We start from the raw sequence: 21,980 nt of genomic DNA, 5'->3' as shown, positions 1-21,980 counted from the left end.
TCGAATGTACGCGCAAAGTTAAACTGTCCCATATGGGGTCAGTTGCGGATAGGGGCGGAATCCTGCGCCAAGAGGTTTTGAAGATGCGTCCATTTTTTCGCGATCATAGTCGAGCAACCAATCAGCGAATTCTTCGTACAGCGGCAGCAAAGCAGCTTTCTTCGTGCTGATGACATCCAGGCCCCGGTCATCATATGCGTGAAGGATGACTTCACGCTCGAAATCAACCAACCATATGCTGTAGCCATGCGAGGCAGGTTCGACGGGCATTTCGTTTGCGATATCTAACCAGAGTAATTCAGTTTTCTGCAGGCCGTCAGTTATCGGGGCCACGTGCCAGAACTCACGCTCAACTTCATCGACACCCCTCCGCTTGAACTCTTTGAAATCACCGCGTCCTACCTTTGGCAGTACCTAGTTTAGACGGCTGCAATCAGGTGCAGGCCCTTTGCTATTTCCCCAACAATTTATGAAGGCTTGTACGTTTGTAACATTGCCGAACACAGCATCGGCGATGGAGATCGCTCGCTGATGCGCTTGCAGGAAGCGTCTTATTGGTTGGTTCATTCCGAATTGCTCCCCACCGAGTTCAAAGCGCAGGGCAAATTCAAACTCGTAGAATTGAGCTACTCCCCGATCCTTGGACAGTTTCCGGGATGATTTAAGCTACTGTCCGCTCCTGCTGACCGGTTTCAATGCTGTTGAAGTAGACCACGGCGGGCGGTTGACCGCCATGGGCGGCATGGGGCCGCTGGTGGTTGTAAAAGGTGATCCAGCGGCCGACGCCTGCCTTGGCTTGGGACCCGGTTTCCCAGGCGTGCAGGTAGACGCATTCATATTTCAGAGACCGCCAGAGACGTTCGATGAAGATGTTGTCGAGGTATCGGGCTTTGCCATCCATCGATATCTTGGTCTTTGCCCGCTTCAGCCGGTCGGTCCAGTCGAAGGATGTGAACTGCGACCCCTGGTCGGTGTTCATGATTTCGGGCGGGCCGAACTTGTGGATGGCCTCGTTCAGCGCCTCGAGGCAGAACTCGGCCTCCAGCGTGTTGGAGATGCGCCAGGCCAGTACCTTGCGGGTGAACCAGTCCATGATGGCGACCAGATAGAGAAAGCCTTTGCGCATGGGCAAATAGGTGATGTCGGCGCACCAGATCTGATTTGGTCTGTCGATCCGCATTCCTCCGAGCAGATAGGGGTAGGTCTTGTGCCCCTTCGCAGGCTTGCTGGTCTTGGGTTTCTGGTAGATTGGCATCAATCGCATGAGGCGCATCAGCCGCCTGATGCGCTTTTCGTTCACGGCATGCCCCTCGTTCTGCAGGTGCCACGTCATCTGCCGGACGCCGTAAAACGGCGTGTCCAGGAACTGCTTGTCGACCAGCAACATGAGGTCAAGGTTCAGCGCCGTCTCGCCCTGCGGCGCGTAGTAAAACGGCGACCGCGAGATCGACAGCAACTGGCACTGTGCCCCGACCGACAGCTTGGGATGGGTTCGTTCGATCATGCCCCGCCTCACTTCCCGATCCAGGTCTTGAGCTTTCGTGACAAAAAATCGTTGGCCACAGCCAGCTCTCCGATCTTGACGTGCAGGTCACGGATCGTTTCTTCGGCAACCTCGGCCGCCACCGCAGCCTTGCCGCCGCGCTCGAAAATGCCTGCGGCACCTTCCAGCAGCGCCTTTTTCCACTGATGTATCATCGTCGGATGGACCTCGTAAGCGGTCGCCAGTTCCGACACCGTGCGCTCGCCCTTCAGCGCCTCCAACGGCACCCGCGCCTTGAACGCCGCGTCATGGTTCCTGCGTTTCGACATGTTCTGATCTCCTCGTTTTGGGGATCAGCAGACCTCAGATCGTAGCTTCCGTCACTGTCCGAATTTTGGGGGGTAGCTCAAATAGCCCATGGAGGCATGTCTTTAGGCCGAAGGTTCTTTGGAGCTTATCTGGCCAGTTTGACTAGGGTTCTGGGTCTGTTTCGGGGTGATGTCTTCACGCTTGGCAATCGCCAGGACGGTGTTTTTGCTGATGCCGAGGTCGCGTCAGGCAAAAATGCTGTCCGCGTATTCGGAAAGATAAATAGCCAGCCAAGGGGTATATCGGCTTGGGGTTCGCTGCACCCGGTCGAAAAGCTCGGCCATGTCTACCCAATCCGTTTGCATGACTTCAGCGGGATCCGGCTCGGTTGCGATGCGGCGGGTTCCACGCGACAGAAACACATCCACGCGCTCATGTTCGACCAAGCCATTGCCGACCGGTGCGCGATAGGTCAGGCGGTCCTTGTGCTCAAGGCTCAGGCCTGTGATCCCCAGTTCCTCACGCAACCGCCGGTTGGCGCAGTCCTTGGGATCCTCGTCCCATTCGGGGTGTGTGCAACAGGTGTTCGCCCAAAGTCCGGGCGTGTGGTATTTTCCCATGGCACGCCGCTGGATAAGCACGTCATTGCCGCACAGCACAAAGACGGAGACCGCTTTGTGCAACAGCCCGCGCCTGTGTACCTCTAGCTTTTCGACGGCGACAAGGTCTCCATCGACCCAAGCGGGGATCATCGCATTCATGTTCGCGCCGCAGGCACGAGACCGGTCAGATGGGCCAGGTTCTTGAGACCGATCTTCAGGTGGGCCATCGGACGGGCATGCACTAGCTTTTTGTTCATATAGGCTTCGAATGTTAGACGCTGAACATCCACGTCATGACACAACGAGACGAACCTCTCGCGCCGCTCATCCGAGCGGTAATAGGCCTTTTGCATGGAAGCGAGCACCCGAAAGACGGTTTTGTGCTCACGCATGAAAAGCTGCCGCGCCAGCCGCAAATCGCGTACCCGGCCCGAAGCAAGGCAGGCCGCCGCGGCAGTGGCGGCGACGCGGCCACCGACCATGGCGTAGTAAATGCCCTCGCCCGAACTTGGCGCGACCACGCCTGCGGAATCGCCAGCCAATACCACGTCACGACCATTGTCCCAGCGATCCAGGGGCTTTAGCGGGATCGGCGCGCCCTCGCGGCGCAGGGTTTCACAATCCGTCAGACCGGAAGCGGCGCGCAAGTCGGCGGTCGCTTGTTTGACATCAACCTCTCGCACCATGGAACCCATCCCGACGCTGGCGGAATTTCCGTGCGGGAATATCCAGCCATAAAAATCCGGTGAAATGCGCCCGTCGTAGATCACGTCACAGCGCAAGGGATCGTAATCGCCCTGCCCTGTCGGCGCTTCGATTATTTCATGGTATGCGATGACATAGGGGATTTCAGCGCCGCCCGGAACCTCGTCGCGGGCCACGTTTGAACGCGCGCCGTCGGCGCCAATGATCAGCTTGGCGCTCACACTTTTTTCGGTCCCGTCTGCCTTGTCGCGATAAATCACCCGGGGGCCATTTTCATCGCGTTCTATGCGGCGATAGGTGCCTGTGAGGCGCCTTGCCCCAGCCGAGGCCGCGCGCGCGCGCAGGAATTCGTCGAAAAAGGCGCGATCTACCATGCCGACAAAGCCGTCCTCGATCGGGATATCTACCTTGCGTCCAGTGGGTGATATCATGCGCGCCGTGGTCACTTTGGCGACAAGCTGAGACTCGGGGATGTTGAAGTCCGTGATCAAGCGCGGCGGGATAGCGCCGCCGCAGGGTTTGATGCGCCCGGCACGATCCAAAAGCGCAACGGTGTGACCCGAACGGGCAAGATCTTCAGCGGCAGTGGCGCCGGCCGGGCCTCCGCCCACGACGATGACATCATACATGTTCATTCTCCGGGTACCATGGGAGCGCCTGCGGGGGTGCGGCGGTCAGCGATGACTTTCTGGGCCAGCAGCGCAGCGGCAAGAAACAGGCCGGCCTCAAACAGAAAGACCGAGCCAAAGGCGATGGAATCGTCCGTCAGGGCGATGCGCATCACATCTACGGCGGCAGCGCCGATCAGGCCACCAAAGCCTGCCGCGATGGCCTGCGCCGCGCCCCAAAGGCCCATGCGGGTCCCCTCGCGCGCCTCGCGGCCTTCGCTGGCCAAGGCCATCATCGATCCGATCGCCGCAACTGCGAACATCCCGTTGAACACTCCAAGCGCGACCACTGCTGGCAGCAAGGCTGGTGCCAGGGCAAAAGCCCCTGCCAGCGAGATGGCCACCAGACTGGCCGCCGAGCCGAGACACCCGGCCACAACCCACGCCCGCAGGCTGCCGATCCGCAGGCCCGTGGCGGCAACGCCGACCGTCAGCATGCCAAGGAAGACGCCGCCATTCTGCGCGCCGCTCAACTGCGTCGATTGTCCGGGGGTGAAGCCAAAGATCAACCCGGCGTAGGGTTCGAGGATCAGCTCTTGCATGAAGTATGCGGTCATCGAGAGGAAGACGAAGACCGTGAAATTTCGGGCGGCAGGCTCGGCCCAGACTTCGCGCAAACCATCGATGAAGCGCGGGGCCTCCGACGCCGGGGCGCTGGGTTTGACGCGCCGCTCAATGCCCCAGACCGAAAGTACGGTCAGGCCAAGGGCACCCACTGTGACAATGGCAACGATACGCAGCAAAAGTGCGGGCGAGTACGGATCGAGGAAGGCCCCGACGGTGCCAGCGGTTACGGCAATGCCAAAGATCATCATCAGCCAGGTGATGGTGGCGGCAGCGGCGCGGCGGCGGGGCTCCGTCGCCGTGGCAAGCAAGGCCAGAAGCGATGTGCCAGAGGCCCCGACGCCCAGCCCGATAAGCGCATAACTCAGGATCGACAGGGCAAGGCCCGTGGCAAAGCTGGTGGCGAAAAGCACAACGCCGACGGCAGCGCCAAAGGCGCCCAGCCCAAGACAAGCCATGCCGCCAATGATCCAGCGTGTCCGGTGGCCACCAGTGTCGGACAGGAACCCCCAGTTGGGGCGGGTGATTTGAATGCCGTAATGCAGGGCAACAAGCAGTCCGGGCAACACTGCGGGCAACGCCATTTCGACCACCATCAAACGGTTAAGGGTCGAGGTGGTCAGAACAACGATGGCACCAAGCGCCATTTGCACCAAGCCCAGCCGGATGATCGAAAACCAACCCAGTGTCATAGGACATCTCCTATCATGCGCAGGGCAAAGGCGGCGGTCATCATCCCGCTGACGTACATCAGAACGCCCGTGCCGTTGTACCAAGGCGCGCGCGCCTTGGGATCTGACAGCAAAACGCGCATGGCCCAGATCTGCCCCAGCAACAGAGCCGTGATGGCCAGCGCAAACAGCGGCGCGCCCCAGTAGATGAGAAGAGCAATCACCACCACCTGCGGCAGCGCCATTACCCAACAGGCAACCTTGGCTGCGCGCTCGGGGCCGAGCGTCACTGGCAGGGAGTTCACGCCCATTTGGCGATCCCCTTCCAATGCCTTGAAATCATTCAATGTCATGATGCCATGCGCACCAAGGGCATAGAGCCCGGCGAGGATGACGATCTGGAGCGAAGGCGCCCCGGCGGACAGAACCGCCGCCCCCGTGAACCACGGCAGCCCTTCGTAACACAGGCCAACCAGTCCGGGGCCCCAGACGCCGGACCGCTTCAGCCGGATCGGTTCCGCAGAATAGGCCCATGCGGCCAGCACGCCAAAGACGGTCGCGCCAAAGCCCCAAACGCCAAGGTACGATCCGATCCAAAGCGAAAGCGCCGTCATCATCAGGGCGATCCACAACCCCCAACGGCCCGGAATGCGGCCTGAGGGGATCGGGCGATCGGGTTCGTTGATGGCGTCCACGTGCCTGTCACACCAGTCGTTCGCCGCTTGGCTCATCCCGCAGACGACGGGACCGGCGAGCAACATGCCAAGCACGACCTGAAACGGCGCAGATGAAAAAGCCACCCCAGACGAGACTGCGCCGCAGAGATATGCCCAAATTGGCGGGAACCACGTTATGGGTTTGATCAGCGTCAGAACGGCGCGGGGACTTGGGGCGCGTCGCACCGCGTGTAAATCATAGATTACACTCATAGTGTAAACTAAACTATACAAAGAGAGTCGAGGAAAGGGTTTTCTGACGTTTGGCGAAAAAAGCCTGTCAGGTTACTCCTGCGCCTCGCTGTTGAGCATGTCGTATTTCCGCAGCTTCACGTACAGACTCTGCCGCGACAGGCCCAGCATTTCGGCTGCGGCGACGCGGTTGTTCTTGGTCATTTGCAAAGCGGTGGAAATGCAAATCCGTTCGATGACATCCGAGGTTGCAGTAACCAGCTCTTTCAATGAGGCGGTGCCAACCAGATCCATGACGTTTTGCAGCGCGTATTCGCTGACCATCGCCTGCGGAAGTTCATCGACGGGGCGGGCATTCTGACCAACATCGCGAATGATCATGCCAAAGCCAGCGTCGCTGCCCGACCCAAGCAAGGTCATCGACAATTCGACCGAGGCGCGCGTTCCCACAGAACTTTTGAACTGTGTCGAATAGTTGCGAATTCGCCCCTCACGCAGGGCACCTTCAAGCAAAAGTTGCGCGTCAACTTCGCCGCGCACCAAGAACTTGGCAAAGTGCTTGCCCTTCACATCCCGCAGTTGGGCTGCATCGGCGAGCACTAGAAAGGATTCGTTGGCCTCGCGGATAATGCCCTTGGTATCGACAATCACGATTGCGTCGGGCGACGACGTGAACAGCGCCGTCAGGAACCGGGCGATCTCTGTACCGCCGGTGTCATCCTGACCAACCTGTGCGAGATGGCACAACATGCACAATTCGCCAGCTGCGCGGAAATACTCAGGGAAGATCTCAACCTGAAGGCCGCTGCGGCGTGCAACAGCCTTTATGCTCCGGCTTTCCTCAGAAGAGCCGACATTTTGCAGCGTCTCCATCAACTCGCCTCGGCGCAAACCCTGAAACGCCTGGTTGAACGTATTGCCAGGCAATGTGTCAGGCTTGGCGCCCAAAAGCGTGGCGGCGGCGCTGTTGATGTCACGGATCCGACCAGTTTCGGGCTCGACCACGACCAATGGAGTTGCAGAGGCCTCCAGCACCACTCGGTAAAACGTCTCGGCGCCGCGAATTTTTTGCAGGTCCCGTTCATGGGCCAATTGTTCATTGACCAACCGTTGCTGAACTTCGGCGATGGGCTGCAAGTCGCGCCCCAGCATCAGGATGGAGTTGCTGTCCTTGATGCGCAAAGGCGAGTATCGAATGGGAAATTCCCAAGCCGCATTGTCGCAGTGGTTCAGTTCGATGGTACCGGGCGTTTCGGTCAACCCGCCATTGATTTCCGTAACGCGGTCAGCGAACTTTTTCTTGCTTTCCGTATTGAGGAAACTGCTGAAGGGCCGTCCGACCCAGTGATCGAGGCACCCAAGCGAAGGACATTCCGGGCTTACGAATATCCCCGAAACGATTCCGGCCTGATCGATGTAAACAGCGATATCCGAAGCGGATTGGATCAAAAGATCTATCTCTGCGCTCTCAGGCAACATTCCAGCATAGCTGAATTCAAGAGACGGATCTTGTTTCGTCACACTTCCACCTCGGGCGGTTTCAAAGCTCCTGTCAGGCCATTGAGTCAATTGAGAGCGGCTCGCTGACGCTTGCCAGCCCACATCGCTCTATGGCTTCACGCACTGACCGAACTGCAAAGTCCGCACCGGTACGTTCTTCGACGTCGTCTTCATCCAAAATATAGCGTCCACCAATAACGATTGGTGGGCAATGGTCCATAGCTGAGCGCAAGAATTTTATCAACTCCTCAACGCCTGCGACAGATTTATGGCTGGCAAGCGACATGCCCAGCATAGAGAAGCAGCCTTCCTCAACAACACGAACAAGTTCATGTGGTTTGAGGCGAATAGACATGCGCACCCAGATCCCGTGACGCCGGAATTGATCGGCGGCAACAAAAGCGCCAAGCGTATGATCTTCGGTTTCGGGCAGGATCATTAGCATCGACTGACCAAGCGGAACGGTCCGATCCAGCCATTTCCCGAGGGATGGTCTTTTCTCATTCTGAAAGAGCGCCTGAAGACGGCTGGCGCCGACAGTGACCTGAACGAATGTCGCCTTGTCCTGGATCCAGAGCTCACCAAGACGCCGCGCAACAGCGGGCACATAGGTCTGCAAAACATCCTCAGTAGACACGCCAGTGGCGAGTAAGGCGGATATGACATTTCGGTGGCTGGTCTCTGAGTCCGACATGATCTCGGCGCAAAGGCGCTGCACCCATTCTTCGCGGGAGCGAGGAGCAGATGATTGCTTGGTCGTGGCGACGGATTGCAATGCCGCCTCCACTAGAAACCGAATAGCCGTGTCACGCTTGTCTTGCAGTTCGAGCCTCCCTGAAACGCAATTCATTTACGTCTCCTCCCGACGCTGGTGATAAAGATACGCGTTTCAAGTGAGTCTCGCGACATTTTTTATTCTTTCAATCTGCGCGTGTGGCGATAATCTGTCAACTTTTATTGACATTTTGCACGGGACATCCACACAAAGACGCGCGCATCCTGATGGAAACGTTCAATTAAATTATTGGAAAATTGTGGCCCTTGGGTCAGGGCAGTTGTCCCGGGGTGTTAATAACGGATTACATGTCGACGGCGGTAAGGGTGTAAGTTTTAATTGACACTTTGCCGAGTCGCCACGTAGCATCGGTGGTGTAATTACCCTGAAGGTAGGGGACGATGCTGTCACAGACACACCAAAAATCCGGCCCGACTTTACTCTACACCAAGGAGCAACGCGCCCGCCGGGATGCCAGCATCTGGACGCTGGTGCAGGGCCTTCTTGCCCCGCTGCAATTCCTTGTCTTTCTGGTCTCGCTGGCGCTGGTATTGCGCTTCTTGCTGACCGGACTCGGATACGAAGCAGCGACCCTCTCTATTCTGGTCAAGACAGGGTGTCTCTACCTTATCATGATCACCGGTGCGATCTGGGAGAAAGTTGTTTTCGGCCAATACCTTTTCGCCGCCGCGTTCTTTTGGGAAGACGTCTTTAGTTTTGTCGTGATCGCCTTGCACACGGCATATGTCTGGGCGCTGGTTACCAATAGCCTGCCGCCCGATGCATTGATGGTTTTGGCGCTGGCCGCTTATGCTGCTTATGTCATCAACGCAGGCCAATTTCTGCTGAAGCTGCGCGCCGCGCGGTTGCAGGCGGGAGGTCTCGCATGACGCACCTTGATCGCCCGCCGCAAACTGCAGGATGTCGGGATGTTCCCGTGCTCAAACAGCGCGGCCAACACGAAGTTTTTTGCGGGCTGACAGGAATCATTTGGCTGCACAGAAAAATTCAGGATGCTTTTTTTCTGGTTGTGGGCAGCCGGACCTGTGCGCATCTCCTCCAAAGCGCCGCGGGTGTCATGATTTTCGCCGAACCGCGATTCGGCACGGCAATTCTCGAAGAAACCGATCTGGCGGGCCTCGCCGACGCTCAGGCCGAGCTGGAGCGCGAGGTTGACCGCCTGCTGTCGCGCCGCAGTGACATCCGCCAGTTGTTCCTAGTGGGCAGCTGCCCGTCCGAAGTGATCAAGCTGGATCTGGCTCGCGCAGCCGAGCGTCTCTCGGCCAAACACGCGCCCAAGGTTCGGGTGTTGAACTATTCCGGCTCGGGGATCGAAACCACATTTACCGAAGGCGAAGACGCCTGCCTTGCCGCCATGGTCCCGGCCCTGCCGGAAACCGACAAGCGGCAGCTCGTCCTGGTTGGCGCTCTGCCCGACGTGGTCGAGGACCAGGCGCTGGACCTTCTTGAGAAGCTGGGGATCGAAGACATCGCCGTTTTGCCCGCCCGCCATGCCGACAGCGGCCTTGGCATCGGGCCGAACACGGTCTTTGCCCTCACACAGCCGTTCCTGGGGGGCACCCATGCCGCCCTAGAACGGCGCGGGGCGCGGCACATTCCCGCGCCATTCCCGTTTGGCGAAGAGGGCACCACCGCGTGGCTTTTAGCTGTGGCGCGGGAGTTCGGCGTTGATCAGGCGCGTTTCGACGCCGTGACCACCGCGCCCCGCGCCCGCGCCAAAAAGGCCGTGGCACAGGCGGCCGAAAGGCTGTCGGGCAAGTCGATCTTCTTCTTCCCCGACAGCCAGCTTGAGATTCCGTTGGCGCGGTTTCTGACCCGGGAATGCGGGATGCAGGCCATCGAGGTTGGCGCGCCCTACATTCACAAGGCCCTTGTCGGTCCTGATATGGACCTGCTGGGCCAAGGCCCGACCATTGCCGAAGGGCAGGACGTTGAACTGCAACTGGATCGTTGCCGCGCCGCCCGGCCCGATCTGACGGTTTGCGGGCTTGGCCTTGCCAATCCTCTCGAAGCCGAGGGCCTGACCACCAAGTGGGCCATTGAGCTGGTCTTTACCCCGGTGCATTTCTACGAACAGGCGGGCGATCTGGCCGGGCTGTTCTCGCGCCCGCTGCACCGCCGCGCGGCGCTTCGGGTGGAGGCTGCGGAATGAAGCTGTCGGTCTGGACATACGAAGGCCCGCCGCATGTCGGTGCCCTGCGCGTCGCCACCGCGATGAAGGGGCTGCACTATGTCTTGCACGCGCCGCAGGGCGACACCTATGCCGACCTGCTGTTCACAATGATCGAGCGGCGCAATCATCGCCCGCCCGTCACTTACACAACCTTTCAGGCGCGCGATCTTGGCTCTGACACCGCCATGCTGTTCAAGACCGCCTGCCAGGCCGCCTATGACCGGTTTCAGCCGCAAGCGATGATCGTCGGCGCCTCTTGCACCGCCGAGTTGATTCAGGACGATCCCGGCGGCATGGCCGAAACCATGGGCCTGCCCTGCCCCGTCATAGCGCTGGACCTGCCCAGCTATCAGCGCAAGGAAAACTTCGGCGCGGATGAGACTCTGTTTCAGATTGTACGCACCCTGGCCAAGCCGATGGACCGCACCGCGCAGATCACCTGCAATCTGATCGGGGCAACCGCGCTGGGATTCCGGCATCGCGACGATATCACTGAACTGACGGCGTTGCTCGGCGATATGGGGATCAGCGTGAACGTCTGCGCCCCCTTTGGGGCCACGCCCGAAGATATCACCCGGCTGGGCGCTGCGCATTTCAACGTTCTGATGTACCCCGAAACCGGAGAGGCTGCCTGCCGCTGGATGGAGCGGGAACTGAACCTGCCCTACACCAAGGTCGTGCCCATCGGCGTCGGCGCAACCCGCGACTTCATCGCCGAAGTCGCCGCGTTGACCGGCTGCGCGCCGCATCTGGACACCGACCGCCTGCGCCTGCCGTGGTATTCGGCCAGCGTCGACAGCACCTATCTGACCGGAAAGCGCGTCTTTATCTTTGGCGATGGCACGCATGTGGCAACAGCCGCCCGCATTGCCCGCGATGAGATGGGTTTCGAGGTTGCCGGCCTTGGCTGTTACAACCGCGAACAGGCCCGCATGATCCGCACCCTTGCCAAGGAATACGGCGTCGAGGCGCTGATCTCCGACGATTATCTCGATGTCGAGGCCCGCATCGAAGAGCTGGCTCCCGAGATGATCCTCGGCACTCAGATGGAGCGCCATATCGGCAAACGTCTTGGCATTCCCTGCGCGGTGATCTCCGCTCCGGTGCATGTTCAGGACTTCCCGGCGCGCTATTCCCCGCAGATGGGCATCGAAGGCGCGAACGTGATCTTCGACGCCTGGGTGCATCCGCTGGTCATGGGTCTCGAAGAGCATCTTCTGACCATGTTCCGCGACGATTTCGAGTTTCACGATGCCGCCGGGGCAAGCCATCACGGCGGCAAGGCCGCCCCTGCCCCGACCGAAGCCCCGGCGCCGGCCCAGCCGCAAAGCGCCGAGATCATCTGGCTCGACGATGCCGAGCGCGAATTGAAGAAAGTCCCCTTCTTCGTGCGCGGCAAGGCGCGGCGCAACACCGAAACCTTCGCGGCCCAGAAGGGGCTGAACCAGATCGGGATCGAAACCCTCTACGAGGCAAAGGCCCATTATGCGCGATGACGCTTTCATAGCGGCTGCAAGCCCAAGCTATCGCGTGGTGATCCTGACGCTGGATTCCCACGCCGCTGGCCCCTGCATGCGCGCCGCCGAGCGTCTTTTGCCCGACTTTCCCGGCCTGAGCATCCGCGTCCACGCCGCCGCCGAATGGGGCGAGAGCCCTGAGGCGTTGGCCCGGGCCAAGGCGGATATCGCAACTGGCGACATCATTCTAACGACGCTCCTGTTTCTCGAAGAGCATATCAACGCCATCCTTCCCGATCTAAAAGCCCGCCGCGAAAGCTGTGATGCCATGGCCGGGATCATTGCCGATACGCAGATCGTCAAGCTGACGCGCATGGGTACGCTGGACATGCTCGCGCCCGACTCCCGTCTGTCAAAGCTGATGAAGAAACTGCGCGGCGGTGGCGGAACCGGCAAGACCGGCGCACAGGACGGCGCCAAGAAAATGCGGATGCTGCGGCGTCTGCCCCGCATCCTTCGGCTGATCCCCGGCAAGGCGCAGGACCTGCGTGCGTGGTTCCTGACGATGCAATACTGGCTCGGCGCTTCGGACGATAATATCGAGGCTTTGGTTCGTTTCTTAATCTCGCGCTATTGCCGCCATGAAGCATGGCGCGGCGCCACGGCCCCCGCGCCTTTGGAATACCCGGATACCGGGCTGTATCACCCAGACTTGCCGTCCCGCATCACCACCAACGTCGCTGATCTGCCCAAGCCCGTTGGGGCCAAGGCCACCGTTGGTCTCCTGATGATGCGAAGCTATGTACTGTCGGGCGATACGGCGCATTACGACGCGGTGATCCGGGCGCTTGAGGCGCGCGGGCTGCATGTGTTGCCCGCCTTTGCCGGTGGTCTCGATGCGCGCCCCGCAATCAACGGATTTTTCCACGGCCCCGAGGGCGCGAAGATCGACGCGCTGCTCTCTCTCACCGGGTTTTCGCTGGTGGGCGGCCCCGCCTACAATGACAACGCGTCTGCCATCGAATGGCTACAGGCCCTCGACGTACCCTATGTTGCGGCGCATCCGCTGGAGTTTCAGACGCTCGGCCAATGGGCGGCCTCGGCGCAGGGCCTTGGTCCGATCGAGACAACCATGTTGATCGCGCTGCCGGAACTGGACGGTGCGACCAACCCGACGGTCTTTGCGGGACGCCACGGCGAAGACGGCTGCCACGGCTGTGCGCATGGCTGTGCTGCTGTCTCCACCGTCAAGGCCATGGCCCCCTGCCCCGAACGCATCGAGAAGCTGGCGTTCCGGTTGGAGCGCCTTGCAGCGCTGCGCCGCTCGCAGGTCCATGACCGCAAGCTGGGCATCGTGCTGTTCGGCTTCCCGCCCAACGCGGGCGCGGCGGGCACGGCGGCCTATCTCGACGTCTTTCAATCGCTGTTCAACACGCTGCACGCGCTGGCCGCGCGCGGTTATGACCTGACCCCGCCCACCAGTGTCGAGGCCCTGCGCGCCACCGTTCTGGAAGGCAGCGCCCGGCAGTATGGCCAGGAGGCAAATGTCGCCGCCCACGTCAGCGCCGATCAGATTGTCACCGGAACCCCGTGGCTGAGTGAGATCGAAGCACAATGGGGCGCGGCCCCGGGCAAGATCCAGAGCGACGGGCGTGGCGTGTTCATCCTTGGCGCGCAATTCGGCAAGGTGTTTGTCGGGCTGCAGCCCACGTTCGGCTATGAGGGCGATCCGATGCGCCTGCTGTTCGAGGGCGGCTTTGCCCCGACCCATGCGTTCACGCAATTCTACCTCTGGCTCAAGAACAGCTTTCAAGCCGATGTTCTGCTGCATTTCGGCATGCATGGCGCGCTGGAGTTCATGCCCGGCAAACAGGCCGGGCCGGGGTCGGATTGCTGGCCGGACCGGCTGATCGGCGACATGCCGAATGTCTATCTCTACGCCTCGAACAATCCCTCCGAAGCGACCCTGGCCAAGCGCCGCTCCGGTGCCGTGACCATCACCCATCTGACGCCGCCCTTGGCCTCGGCCGGGCTTTACAAGGGTTTGGCCGAGCTGAAGGACAGCCTTGGACGCTGGCGCAAGAGCGCCCCGGATGCCACCGAGCGTGCGGATCTGGCGCTTTTGATCGCCGAACAGGCTGACGCGGTGGACATGAACGGGGCAGTCCCCGAAGCGCTGTGGCTGCGGCTTCTGGAAACCGAACATGCGCTGATCCCCGAAGGCCTGCATGTGGTTGGGCGCCCCCTGTCCGAAGATGCCCGGCAGGCCTATCTGTCGCTGCTGCCTGAGGGCACGGATCGGGCCCGGATCGACGCGCTGCTGCAACGCGAGAGTGAATTGCCCGCGCTTTTGAATGCACTTGACGGGCGGTTTACCCCGCCGGTGGCCGGCGGCGATCTGATCCGATCGCCCAGTGTGCTACCGACGGGGCGCAATATCCACGCCTTTGATCCCTTTGCGATGCCCAGCGAATTTGCCTGCCGCGAAGGCGCGAAACAGGCGCAGCTCTTGCTGGACACGCATCAGAGCATCCCGCGCTCTGTGGCCGTCGTTCTCTGGGGATCGGACAACATCAAATCGGATGGCGAGCCGCTTGCGCAAGCATTGGCGCTGATGGGGGCCAAACCCCGCTTTGACAGCTTTGGCAGGCTCTGCGGTGCGGATCTGATCCCGCTAGCCGCGCTTGGCCGCCCGCGCATCGATGTGATCATGACGCTCTCGGGCATTTTCCGCGATTTGCTGCCGCTGCAAACCCGGCTGCTGGCCGCAGCGGCACTCAAGGCTGCCGAGGCGGACGAACCGCTTGAGCAGAACTTCATCCGCGCCCACGCGCTTGCCTGCATTCAGGACACCGGCTGCACCATGGCCGAGGCCGCGCTAAGGGTCTTTTCCAACGCCGAAGGTGCCTATGGCTCGAACGTCAACCACCTGGTGGATAGCTCGGCATTTGGTGAAGAAGACGAGCTCGCCGATGCCTATGAGGCGCGCAAAAGCTTTGGCTATGGCACCGATGGCAAGGCGCAGAAAACCCCGGCCTTGCTGCAACGCGCGCTCAAGACCGTCGATCTGGCCTATCAGAACCTTGAATCGGTCGAGTTGGGCGTGACCACGGTGGATCACTATTTCGACACGCTTGGCGGGATATCCCGCGCCGTCAAACGCGCCCGCGGTGGCGAGGATGCGGCAGTCTATATCTCGGACACCACGCGCGGCACCGGTAAGGTGCGTACTCTGTCCGATCAGGTTGCGCTGGAAACCCGGTCGCGCACGCTGAACCCGAAATTCCACGAAGCGCTGCTCAAGCATGGTGCCGAGGGCGTGCGCCAGATCGAAAGCGCGCTGACCAACACCATGGGGTGGTCCGCCACCACCGGGCAGGTCGAGCCTTGGGTCTATCAGCGCATGTCCGAGACCTTTGTGCTGGACGAGGCCATGCGCCAGCGGATCGCAGAGCTGAACCCGGCGGCCTCTTCGCGGATGGCGAACCGGCTGCTTGAAGCGCATGACCGCGCCTATTGGCAGACAAACGAAGAAACACTGGCGGCGTTGCGCGATGCGGCGGATGCCTTGGAAGACAGACTTGAAGGGGTGGCAGCGGAATGATGGGACGCTGTGCATATGACCTCTTCGGACCGGGGCCTTGCGCCGAGGTTCGGAATATTTTCAACCCAACGACACCAAGAGTTCCGGCGAAAGCCGATTGGAGGACCAAATGAGCCCGCGCGACGACATCCCCCAGCTTCGGGGGCAGGACGGCGAAGGATCGGTGCAGGTCCATCAGGACCCCACCGCCAAGATCGAAGGGGCCAAGGTCTTTTCCGTATACGGCAAGGGCGGGATCGGGAAATCCACCACCAGTTCCAACCTCTCCGCAGCCTTTGCCAAGATGGGCAAACGGGTTTTGCAGATTGGCTGCGATCCCAAGCATGACAGCACCTTTACCCTGACCGGCCGCCTGCAACCGACGGTGATCGACATCCTCAAGGAGGTGGACTTCCACCCCGAAGAGCTGCGCCCCGAAGACTTTGTGACCACGGGCTGGGGCGGTGTGAAATGCGTCGAGGCTGGTGGTCCGCCCGCCGGCACTGGTTGCGGCGGTTATGTCGTTGGGCAGACCGTCAAACTGCTCAAGCAGCACCACATGTTGGAAGACACCGACGTGGTGATCTTCGACGTGCTTGGCGATGTGGTCTGCGGCGGGTTTGCCGCGCCCTTGCAGCATGCCGACCGCGCGGTGATCGTCACCGCCAATGATTTCGACAGCATTTATGCGATGAACCGTATCATCGCCGCCGTTCAGGCCAAATCCGCCAATTACAAGGTGCGTTTGGCTGGCTGTATCGCCAACCGTTCACGCGAGACGAACGAGGTTGACCGCTATTGCGAAAAGGTCGGCTTCAACCGCATCGCCCATATGCCCGACGTCGATGCGATCCGCCGCTCGCGCCTGAAGAAAAAGACGTTGTTCGAAATGGACGACGATGAAGACATCGTCGCCTGCCGTGCCGAATACATCCGGCTGGCCGAAACGCTGTGGCGGGGAACCGATCCGCTGGCGCCCGCGCCGATGGAAGATCGCGACATCTTTGAGCTTTTGGGGTTCGATTGATGAGCTATGAACAAACACGAAGCCGGGTCGAAACCTATTTCGACAAGACCGCGACCCGCACTTGGGAGCGCCTGACCAGCGACGCTCCGGTCAGCCGGATTCGCGAAACCGTGCGGCGTGGGCGTGACGAGATGCGCGCACATATGTTGTCCCGTCTGCCCAAGGATCTGAGTGGCGCGCGAGTGCTGGATGCCGGTTGCGGCGCGGGTCAGATGACCGAGGCGTTGGCCGCGCGCGGAGCGCAGGTTTTGGCGGTGGATATCTCTCCGTCCCTGATCGAAATCGCGCAAAATCGGTTGCCGCTGGATTTGCACGGGCGCGTCCGGTTTCTGTCCGCCGATATGCTGTCTGATGATCTGGGCCAGTTCGATCATGTCGTCGCGATGGACAGCCTGATCTACTATGCGCAAAATGATCTGATCCGGGCGCTTGACGGTCTTGGACGCCGTACCTCTGGCAAGGTGGTCTTTACTGTTGCGCCGCGCACGCCGCTTTTGATGGCGATGTGGCGCATGGGACAGTTGTTCCCCCGTTCAGACCGTTCCCCGACCATGGTTCCCCATGCCCCGGACGCGCTTGGCCAGGCTCACCTGAAGGCCGATGCCCCAGGCCAACTGGCCCCGCTGAACCGGGTCAGCGTCGGGTTTTACATTTCTCAGGCGATGGAGCTTGCCGCATGATCCTGCGCCCCGCCCACCTCAAGCTTTTGACAACGCGGCTTTTGCCCTTTGCCGATGCGGCCAGCGAAGGCTTGCCCATGGGCCAGCTTTTGCGGCTGTCGTTGTTTCAGGTTTCGGTGGGCATGGCCTCTGTCATGCTGCTAGGTACGCTGAACCGCGTGATGATCGTCGAACTGTCTGTCGCCGCGACCATCGTCGCGGTGATGATCGCGCTACCGGTTCTGATCGCGCCGTTCCGCACCTTGCTCGGCTTCCGCTCGGACACGCACCGCAGCGCCATTGGCTGGAAGCGCATTCCTTATCTGTGGTTTGGGTCGCTTTGGCAGATGGGCGGGCTCGCGGTCATGCCCTTCGCGCTTTTGGTGCTGTCGGGCGATACTGTCCACCATGTCCCGTTTGCCGGAGAGGTGCTGGCCGCGCTGGCCTTCTTGATGACGGGACTCGGGCTGCATATGACACAGACCGCCGGTCTCGCTTTGGCGACTGATCGCGCAAACGATGAAACGCGGCCGCGCGTCGTGGCGCTGCTTTACGTGATGTTTCTGGTGGGCATGGGGCTGTCCTCGATCGTGATCGGCTGGCTGTTGCGTGACTTCACGCCGCTGCGACTGGTGCGCGTGGTGCAGGGGGCCGCTGTCGTCGGCATTGTGCTGAACATGATCGCCCTGTGGAAGCAGGAAAAAGTTCGCCCGATGAGCGCCGAGGAACGCGCCGCGCCTCGGCCCCGGTTCCGCGACGCGTGGAACGATCTGATCGCGGGCGGTCAGGCCGGGCGGCTTCTGGCGGTGGTTTTTATCGGCACCGTCGGTTTCAACATGCAGGACGTGCTTCTGGAGCCCTACGGCGGCGAAATCCTTGGGCTGTCGGTTTCTGCGACCACGCTTCTGACGGCGGTTTGGGCGGTCGGCGCGCTGGCGGGTTTTGCTCTGGCCGGGCGGATGCTGGCCAAGGGCAGCAATGCGATGCGGCTGGCAGCCATGGGGCTGCTGTCCGGCATTCTGGCCTTTTCCGTCGTGGTCTTTTCCGCGCCCATGGGGTCGCCGCTGATGTTCTTTGCCGGTGCTACCCTGATCGGGTTTGGCGGCGGGCTGTTCGCGGTGTCGACGTTGACGGCGGCGATGACCATGCCGGTCAAGGGGTTGGCAGGTCACGGCCTTGCGCTTGGCGCATGGGGCGCAGCGCAGGCGACCGGCGCGGGCCTGGCCATCGCTCTCGGCGGCGGTCTGCGCGACTGGATTGGCGCGATGGCGACCTCTGGGCGCTTGGGCGAGGCGCTGAACACCCCTGCGACCGGCTATTCCTTTGTCTATCACATCGAGATCGGGCTGCTGTTTCTCACCCTCGCGGCGCTTGGCCCGCTGGTGCGTTTCATTCGCCCCGCCAACAACCAACGAGAGGCGGCCCGTATCGGCCTGGCCGACTTCCCGACATGATTTTGCCGCGCTTTTTGAAAGGAAAGTGACATGACTGAACCGTTTTTCGGAAATTTCGATCTGGCCAGCCTGAGCCTTTGGCTGTTCTGGATCTTCTTTGCGCTGCTGATTTTCTACATTCAGCGCGAAAACATGCGCGAGGGCTATCCGCTTGAGGATGACGATGGGAAGCCATCTGCCAATCAGGGCATGTTCCCCGTCCCCTCGGACAAGACCTTCAAGTTGCCGCATGGCCGCGGCGAGGTCACCGTGCCGTCCGGTCAGAACGCCGAGCGACCTAATCTGCCGCTGGAAAAGACGGCTGCCGGCAATGGCTTTCCATTCGAGCCGACGGGCGATCCCATGGCGGATGGTGTCGGCCCTGCCTCTTGGGCGCCGCGCCGCGATGTGCCAGAGCTTGATGGCCACGGACATCCCAAGATTGTCCCGATGAGCGCCAACGAAAGCTTCCACGTCGCCTCGGGCCGTGATCCGCGCGGATTGCCGGTCAAGGCAGGCGATGGCGAGATCGTCGGCACGATCAGCGACATGTGGATCGACGAGCCAGAGCAACTGGTGCGTTATCTTGAGGTTACTCTGAAAGACGGCGGCGGCAAACGTCTGATCCCGATGACCGTCGCGCGGATCTGGAAAAGCCACGTCAAGGTTCGCCTGATCTTTGGCAAGCATTTCCCCGGCGTGCCGAAACATGCCTCGCCGCGTCAGGTTACCCTGCTCGAAGAAGACAAGATCATGGGATATTACGGGGGCGGTACGCTCTATGCCAGCGCGGCGCGGCAAGCGCCGGTTCTGGGCTGATCCCGATTTTACCCAGCCAAGGAGCGCCACAATGAGCCACGATGATTTCGCCTTTGAACCTGTCCAAGGCCTGCCCGAGCGCCCTCCAGAGGGTGAGCACATCCTTTGGCAGGGCCGCCCGAACTGGTGGGCGCTGACGATGGACTCGCTGAACCTCAAGTGGGTGGCGCTCTATTTCCTTGGCCTCGCACTTTGGCGGTTTGGAACGCTCATCGATCAGGTCAGTCTTGCCTCGGCCTTTGCGGCGTCCTTTCCGTTTGTCGTGCTCGGCGCGATTGCCGCGGCGCTTCTGATGCTGGTCGGTTTCATTCAGGCGCGGGCGACGGTCTACACGATCACCAATCGCCGCGTGGCCATGCGCATAGGCGCGGCCCTGACGGTGACTTTGAACCTGCCATTCTCGCAGATTTCCCGCGCCGATCTGGCGCTGCGCCGCAATGGCACCGGGACGATCGCGCTGGACCTGCTGGGCGACACGCGCCTGTCTTATCTGGTCTGCTGGCCGCATGTGCGCCCGTGGAAGATCCAGCGCACGCAGCCTGCCCTGCGCTGCATACCCAACGCCGAAGAGATCGCGCATCTGCTGTCCGAAGCCGCCGAGGCGCAAATCAGCACCCCGAAGGTCGCGCGGCAGACCCTGCCCGCTACAGCCGCCGTTGCGGCGGAATAAAGGAAAGCCCGAGCCATGACCCAGATCGACACCCACGCCCAGCCCTATGACCGGGATCTTGTCCCGCGGCGCATGGTGCGCGCCATGTTGGCTCTGGTCTTGACTGTACTTGTGGTGGTCACTGTCGCACGGCTGACAGGGCAACCGCTTGTCGCCACCCTGCCCGAGGGCGCGGTGGTCATGAAACGCGAGTTGGTTCTGTCGGGCGACATGTCCGGCGCCGCGCAGGTGCATGCGCCTGACGGCACCCTGATCGCAGACCTCACGCCCGAACAGGGCGGTTTTATCTCCGGTGTCTACCGGGTCCTGCTGCATGAGAGGAAGAAGACCGGCGTCGCGCCTGACGCCCCGGTCGTGCTTTTGCAGAAGGATACAGGACGCATGGAAATTCACGACCCCAGCACAGGCTGGCGCGCCGATTTAATGGGATTCGGTGCGGATAACGCCAAGGCCTTCGCGCGGCTTTTGGCACAATAGAGAGGAGGCCAATAAATGGGATGGCTTACCAAAGAAATCGAACGCGCCCCTTGCACCGTCGAAGTGTCACACTGCTTCGAGAGCCTGCACGCGCATGTGCGGTTCAACAACGGCGCCACGGTCTATCCGGGCGACGAGGTCAAGGTCCACGGACCCGAGATTATGGCCGCTTACGGCGAAGTAGTCCGCGAAGACCGCGAGGCGACGATCCTGCGTGCGTCTTCTCTCGAACGGCTCTGGACCCGGATGACCGGGGACTTCGAAGTCATGGAACTTTGCGAATTTTCTTTCTCTGAAGAGGTGACGCTATGAACATGCAGACCGCAAAGCACACCGCCGACGCCACAACCGTGGAAGAAGGCCTTGCCATTCAAGAAGAGCAGGCCAAGTTTGACAGCAAATCCGCCACCGATGTGGCGATGCAGAACACGCTGCTGACTCCGCGCTTTTATACCACGGATTTTGACGAACTGGACGCGCTTGACGTGTCATCGGTCCGCGAGGACTGGGACAAGTTGATCGACCAGATGGTTTCAGACCCGAACAAAGGCCATTTCAAGAAGAACGAGGATTGGGATCACGTTGATTGGGAAGGGATGGACCCGGCCCTGCGCAAGGAATTCATCGACTTTCTGATCTCCTCCTGCACGGCGGAGTTTTCCGGCTGCGTGCTGTACAAGGAAATGAAACGCCGCGGCGCGAACAAGGACATCACCCAGCTGTTCCAACTCATGGCGCGCGACGAGGCCCGCCATGCCGGTTTCATCAACGATGCCCTGCGCGAGGCCGGCGTTGCGGTGAACCTCGGGTTTCTGACGCAGGCCAAGAAGTACACCTATTTCCGGCCCAAGTTCATCTATTACGCCACCTACCTGTCCGAAAAGATCGGCTATGCGCGCTATATCACGATCTTCCGCCACCTTCAGGCGCACCCCGAACATCGCTTCCACCCGATCTTCAAGTGGTTCGAGGAATGGTGCAACGATGAGTTCAGCCACGGCGAGGCCTTCGCTCTGCTGATGAAGACGGACCCCAAGCTGACCTCTGGCAAAAACGTGCTGTGGATCAAGTTCTTTCTCACGGCGGTCTATGCCACCATGCATGTACGCGATCATCAGCGCCCGGTGTTCCACAAGGCGCTTGGCGTCGATCCGGATTGGTACGGGCACGAAGTCTTCGTCAAGACAAGCGAGCTGAGCAAGCAGATATTCCCGATCACGCTGGACATCGACCACCCGCGTTGGGCGGCCGGGCTCAAACGCCTGCAAAAGGCCAATGCCGATCTCGATCAAGCGCGGCATGCCAAGGGACTTGGCGCTTTGGCCAAGCGGCTGTCGGCGCAGGCGCGGGCGGGGATGGCCTTTGTCTCGCTCTATACGATCCCGGCGAAAAAGCATCGCGTGCCTGCCAGCACCCGGCTTGAGCCTGCTTACTGATGGGCCAGTTTTCGGCATATCGCAGGGTGCAAGGGGGCCA

At 60.9% G+C, this 21,980-nt stretch carries 18 protein-coding genes and 2 pseudogenes; 12 read left to right on the top strand and 8 right to left on the bottom strand.

Translation table 11 applies throughout. The features are described from left to right. Positions 1-18 precede the first annotated feature (18 nt). From ACOYQJ_RS10210 to ACOYQJ_RS10175, 8 genes and pseudogenes are all read right to left on the bottom strand, one after another. Positions 19-648 (bottom strand): annotated as a pseudogene (locus tag ACOYQJ_RS10210) (DUF3885 domain-containing protein). Positions 649-661: 13 nt separating this feature from the next. Continuing rightward, a pseudogene (locus ACOYQJ_RS10205) lies at positions 662-1,812 on the bottom strand (IS3 family transposase). Positions 1,813-2,037: 225 nt separating this feature from the next. Beyond that, the gene (gene idi, locus ACOYQJ_RS10200; protein WP_422905919.1) at positions 2,038-2,553 is read right to left on the bottom strand and encodes an isopentenyl-diphosphate Delta-isomerase; all 516 of its coding nucleotides are present in this window, start codon (positions 2,551-2,553) and stop codon (positions 2,038-2,040) included. Beyond that, positions 2,550-3,728, bottom strand: a complete 1,179-nt coding sequence (locus tag ACOYQJ_RS10195) for a geranylgeranyl diphosphate reductase (protein ID WP_422905918.1) — start codon at positions 3,726-3,728, stop codon at positions 2,550-2,552. Before ACOYQJ_RS10195 ends, idi begins: the two co-directional genes overlap by 4 nt. 2 nt (positions 3,729-3,730) lie before the next feature. Beyond that, positions 3,731-5,023 (bottom strand): BCD family MFS transporter, encoded by a 1,293-nt coding sequence (locus tag ACOYQJ_RS10190; protein ID WP_422905917.1) that lies wholly within the window; start codon positions 5,021-5,023, stop codon positions 3,731-3,733. After that, positions 5,020-5,931: a chlorophyll synthase ChlG gene (gene chlG, locus ACOYQJ_RS10185; protein ID WP_422905916.1), complete on the bottom strand. Its 912-nt coding sequence runs from the start codon at positions 5,929-5,931 to the stop codon at positions 5,020-5,022. Before chlG ends, ACOYQJ_RS10190 begins: the two co-directional genes overlap by 4 nt. Positions 5,932-6,003: 72 nt before the next feature. Continuing rightward, on the bottom strand, positions 6,004-7,431 hold the full coding sequence (gene ppsR / locus ACOYQJ_RS10180) for a transcriptional regulator PpsR (protein ID WP_422905915.1): 1,428 nt from the start codon (positions 7,429-7,431) through the stop codon (positions 6,004-6,006). A 31-nt stretch (positions 7,432-7,462) separates the two neighbouring features. Further along, on the bottom strand, positions 7,463-8,260 hold the full coding sequence (locus tag ACOYQJ_RS10175) for a cobalamin B12-binding domain-containing protein (protein ID WP_422905914.1): 798 nt from the start codon (positions 8,258-8,260) through the stop codon (positions 7,463-7,465). 326 nt (positions 8,261-8,586) lie between these two features. Here ACOYQJ_RS10175 and bchF point away from each other — a divergent pair, with 326 nt between their 5' ends. From bchF to acsF, 12 genes are all read left to right on the top strand, one after another. Further along, positions 8,587-9,075: a 2-vinyl bacteriochlorophyllide hydratase gene (gene bchF, locus ACOYQJ_RS10170; protein ID WP_422905913.1), complete on the top strand. Its 489-nt coding sequence runs from the start codon at positions 8,587-8,589 to the stop codon at positions 9,073-9,075. Beyond that, the gene (locus tag ACOYQJ_RS10165; protein ID WP_422905912.1) at positions 9,072-10,358 is read left to right on the top strand and encodes a ferredoxin:protochlorophyllide reductase (ATP-dependent) subunit N; all 1,287 of its coding nucleotides are present in this window, start codon (positions 9,072-9,074) and stop codon (positions 10,356-10,358) included. The genes bchF and ACOYQJ_RS10165 overlap by 4 nt, the downstream gene beginning before the upstream one ends. Next, positions 10,355-11,875 carry a ferredoxin:protochlorophyllide reductase (ATP-dependent) subunit B gene (gene bchB / locus ACOYQJ_RS10160; protein ID WP_422905911.1) on the top strand — a complete coding sequence of 507 codons (1,521 nt, stop codon included), beginning with the start codon at positions 10,355-10,357 and terminating at the stop codon, positions 11,873-11,875. Before ACOYQJ_RS10165 ends, bchB begins: the two co-directional genes overlap by 4 nt. Beyond that, positions 11,865-15,440, top strand: a complete 3,576-nt coding sequence (locus ACOYQJ_RS10155) for a magnesium chelatase subunit H (RefSeq protein ID WP_422905910.1) — start codon at positions 11,865-11,867, stop codon at positions 15,438-15,440. The genes bchB and ACOYQJ_RS10155 overlap by 11 nt, the downstream gene beginning before the upstream one ends. A 109-nt stretch (positions 15,441-15,549) precedes the next feature. Next, positions 15,550-16,446 carry a ferredoxin:protochlorophyllide reductase (ATP-dependent) iron-sulfur ATP-binding protein gene (gene bchL, locus ACOYQJ_RS10150; protein ID WP_422905909.1) on the top strand — a complete coding sequence of 299 codons (897 nt, stop codon included), beginning with the start codon at positions 15,550-15,552 and terminating at the stop codon, positions 16,444-16,446. Then, complete coding sequence (bchM, locus tag ACOYQJ_RS10145) at positions 16,446-17,126, top strand: magnesium protoporphyrin IX methyltransferase (RefSeq protein ID WP_422905908.1); 681 nt, start codon at positions 16,446-16,448, stop codon at positions 17,124-17,126. The genes bchL and bchM overlap by 1 nt, the downstream gene beginning before the upstream one ends. Further along, the gene (locus tag ACOYQJ_RS10140) at positions 17,123-18,559 is read left to right on the top strand and encodes a PucC family protein (protein WP_422905907.1); all 1,437 of its coding nucleotides are present in this window, start codon (positions 17,123-17,125) and stop codon (positions 18,557-18,559) included. The genes bchM and ACOYQJ_RS10140 overlap by 4 nt, the downstream gene beginning before the upstream one ends. Before the next feature lie 30 nt (positions 18,560-18,589). Then, positions 18,590-19,357, top strand: coding sequence for a photosynthetic reaction center subunit H (puhA, locus tag ACOYQJ_RS10135; protein WP_422905906.1), 768 nt, complete (start codon positions 18,590-18,592; stop codon positions 19,355-19,357). Positions 19,358-19,388: 31 nt separating this feature from the next. Beyond that, complete coding sequence (gene puhB / locus ACOYQJ_RS10130) at positions 19,389-20,027, top strand: photosynthetic complex putative assembly protein PuhB (protein WP_422905905.1); 639 nt, start codon at positions 19,389-19,391, stop codon at positions 20,025-20,027. A 15-nt stretch (positions 20,028-20,042) separates the two neighbouring features. Continuing rightward, positions 20,043-20,504 carry a photosynthetic complex assembly protein PuhC gene (puhC, locus tag ACOYQJ_RS10125; RefSeq protein WP_422905904.1) on the top strand — a complete coding sequence of 154 codons (462 nt, stop codon included), beginning with the start codon at positions 20,043-20,045 and terminating at the stop codon, positions 20,502-20,504. 15 nt (positions 20,505-20,519) lie between these two features. Continuing rightward, positions 20,520-20,816 carry an O2-dependent cyclase accessory protein gene (locus tag ACOYQJ_RS10120; RefSeq protein WP_422905903.1) on the top strand — a complete coding sequence of 99 codons (297 nt, stop codon included), beginning with the start codon at positions 20,520-20,522 and terminating at the stop codon, positions 20,814-20,816. Continuing rightward, entirely contained in the window at positions 20,813-21,940 is a 1,128-nt protein-coding gene (gene acsF, locus ACOYQJ_RS10115) for a magnesium-protoporphyrin IX monomethyl ester (oxidative) cyclase (protein WP_422905902.1), read from the top strand. Before ACOYQJ_RS10120 ends, acsF begins: the two co-directional genes overlap by 4 nt. Positions 21,941-21,980 lie beyond the last annotated feature (40 nt).

Source organism: Pacificoceanicola algae (assembly GCF_049341065.1).
Taxonomy (GTDB): Bacteria; Pseudomonadota; Alphaproteobacteria; order Rhodobacterales; family Rhodobacteraceae; genus Pacificoceanicola.
This window is presented reverse-complemented; position numbering and strand designations above follow the sequence as displayed.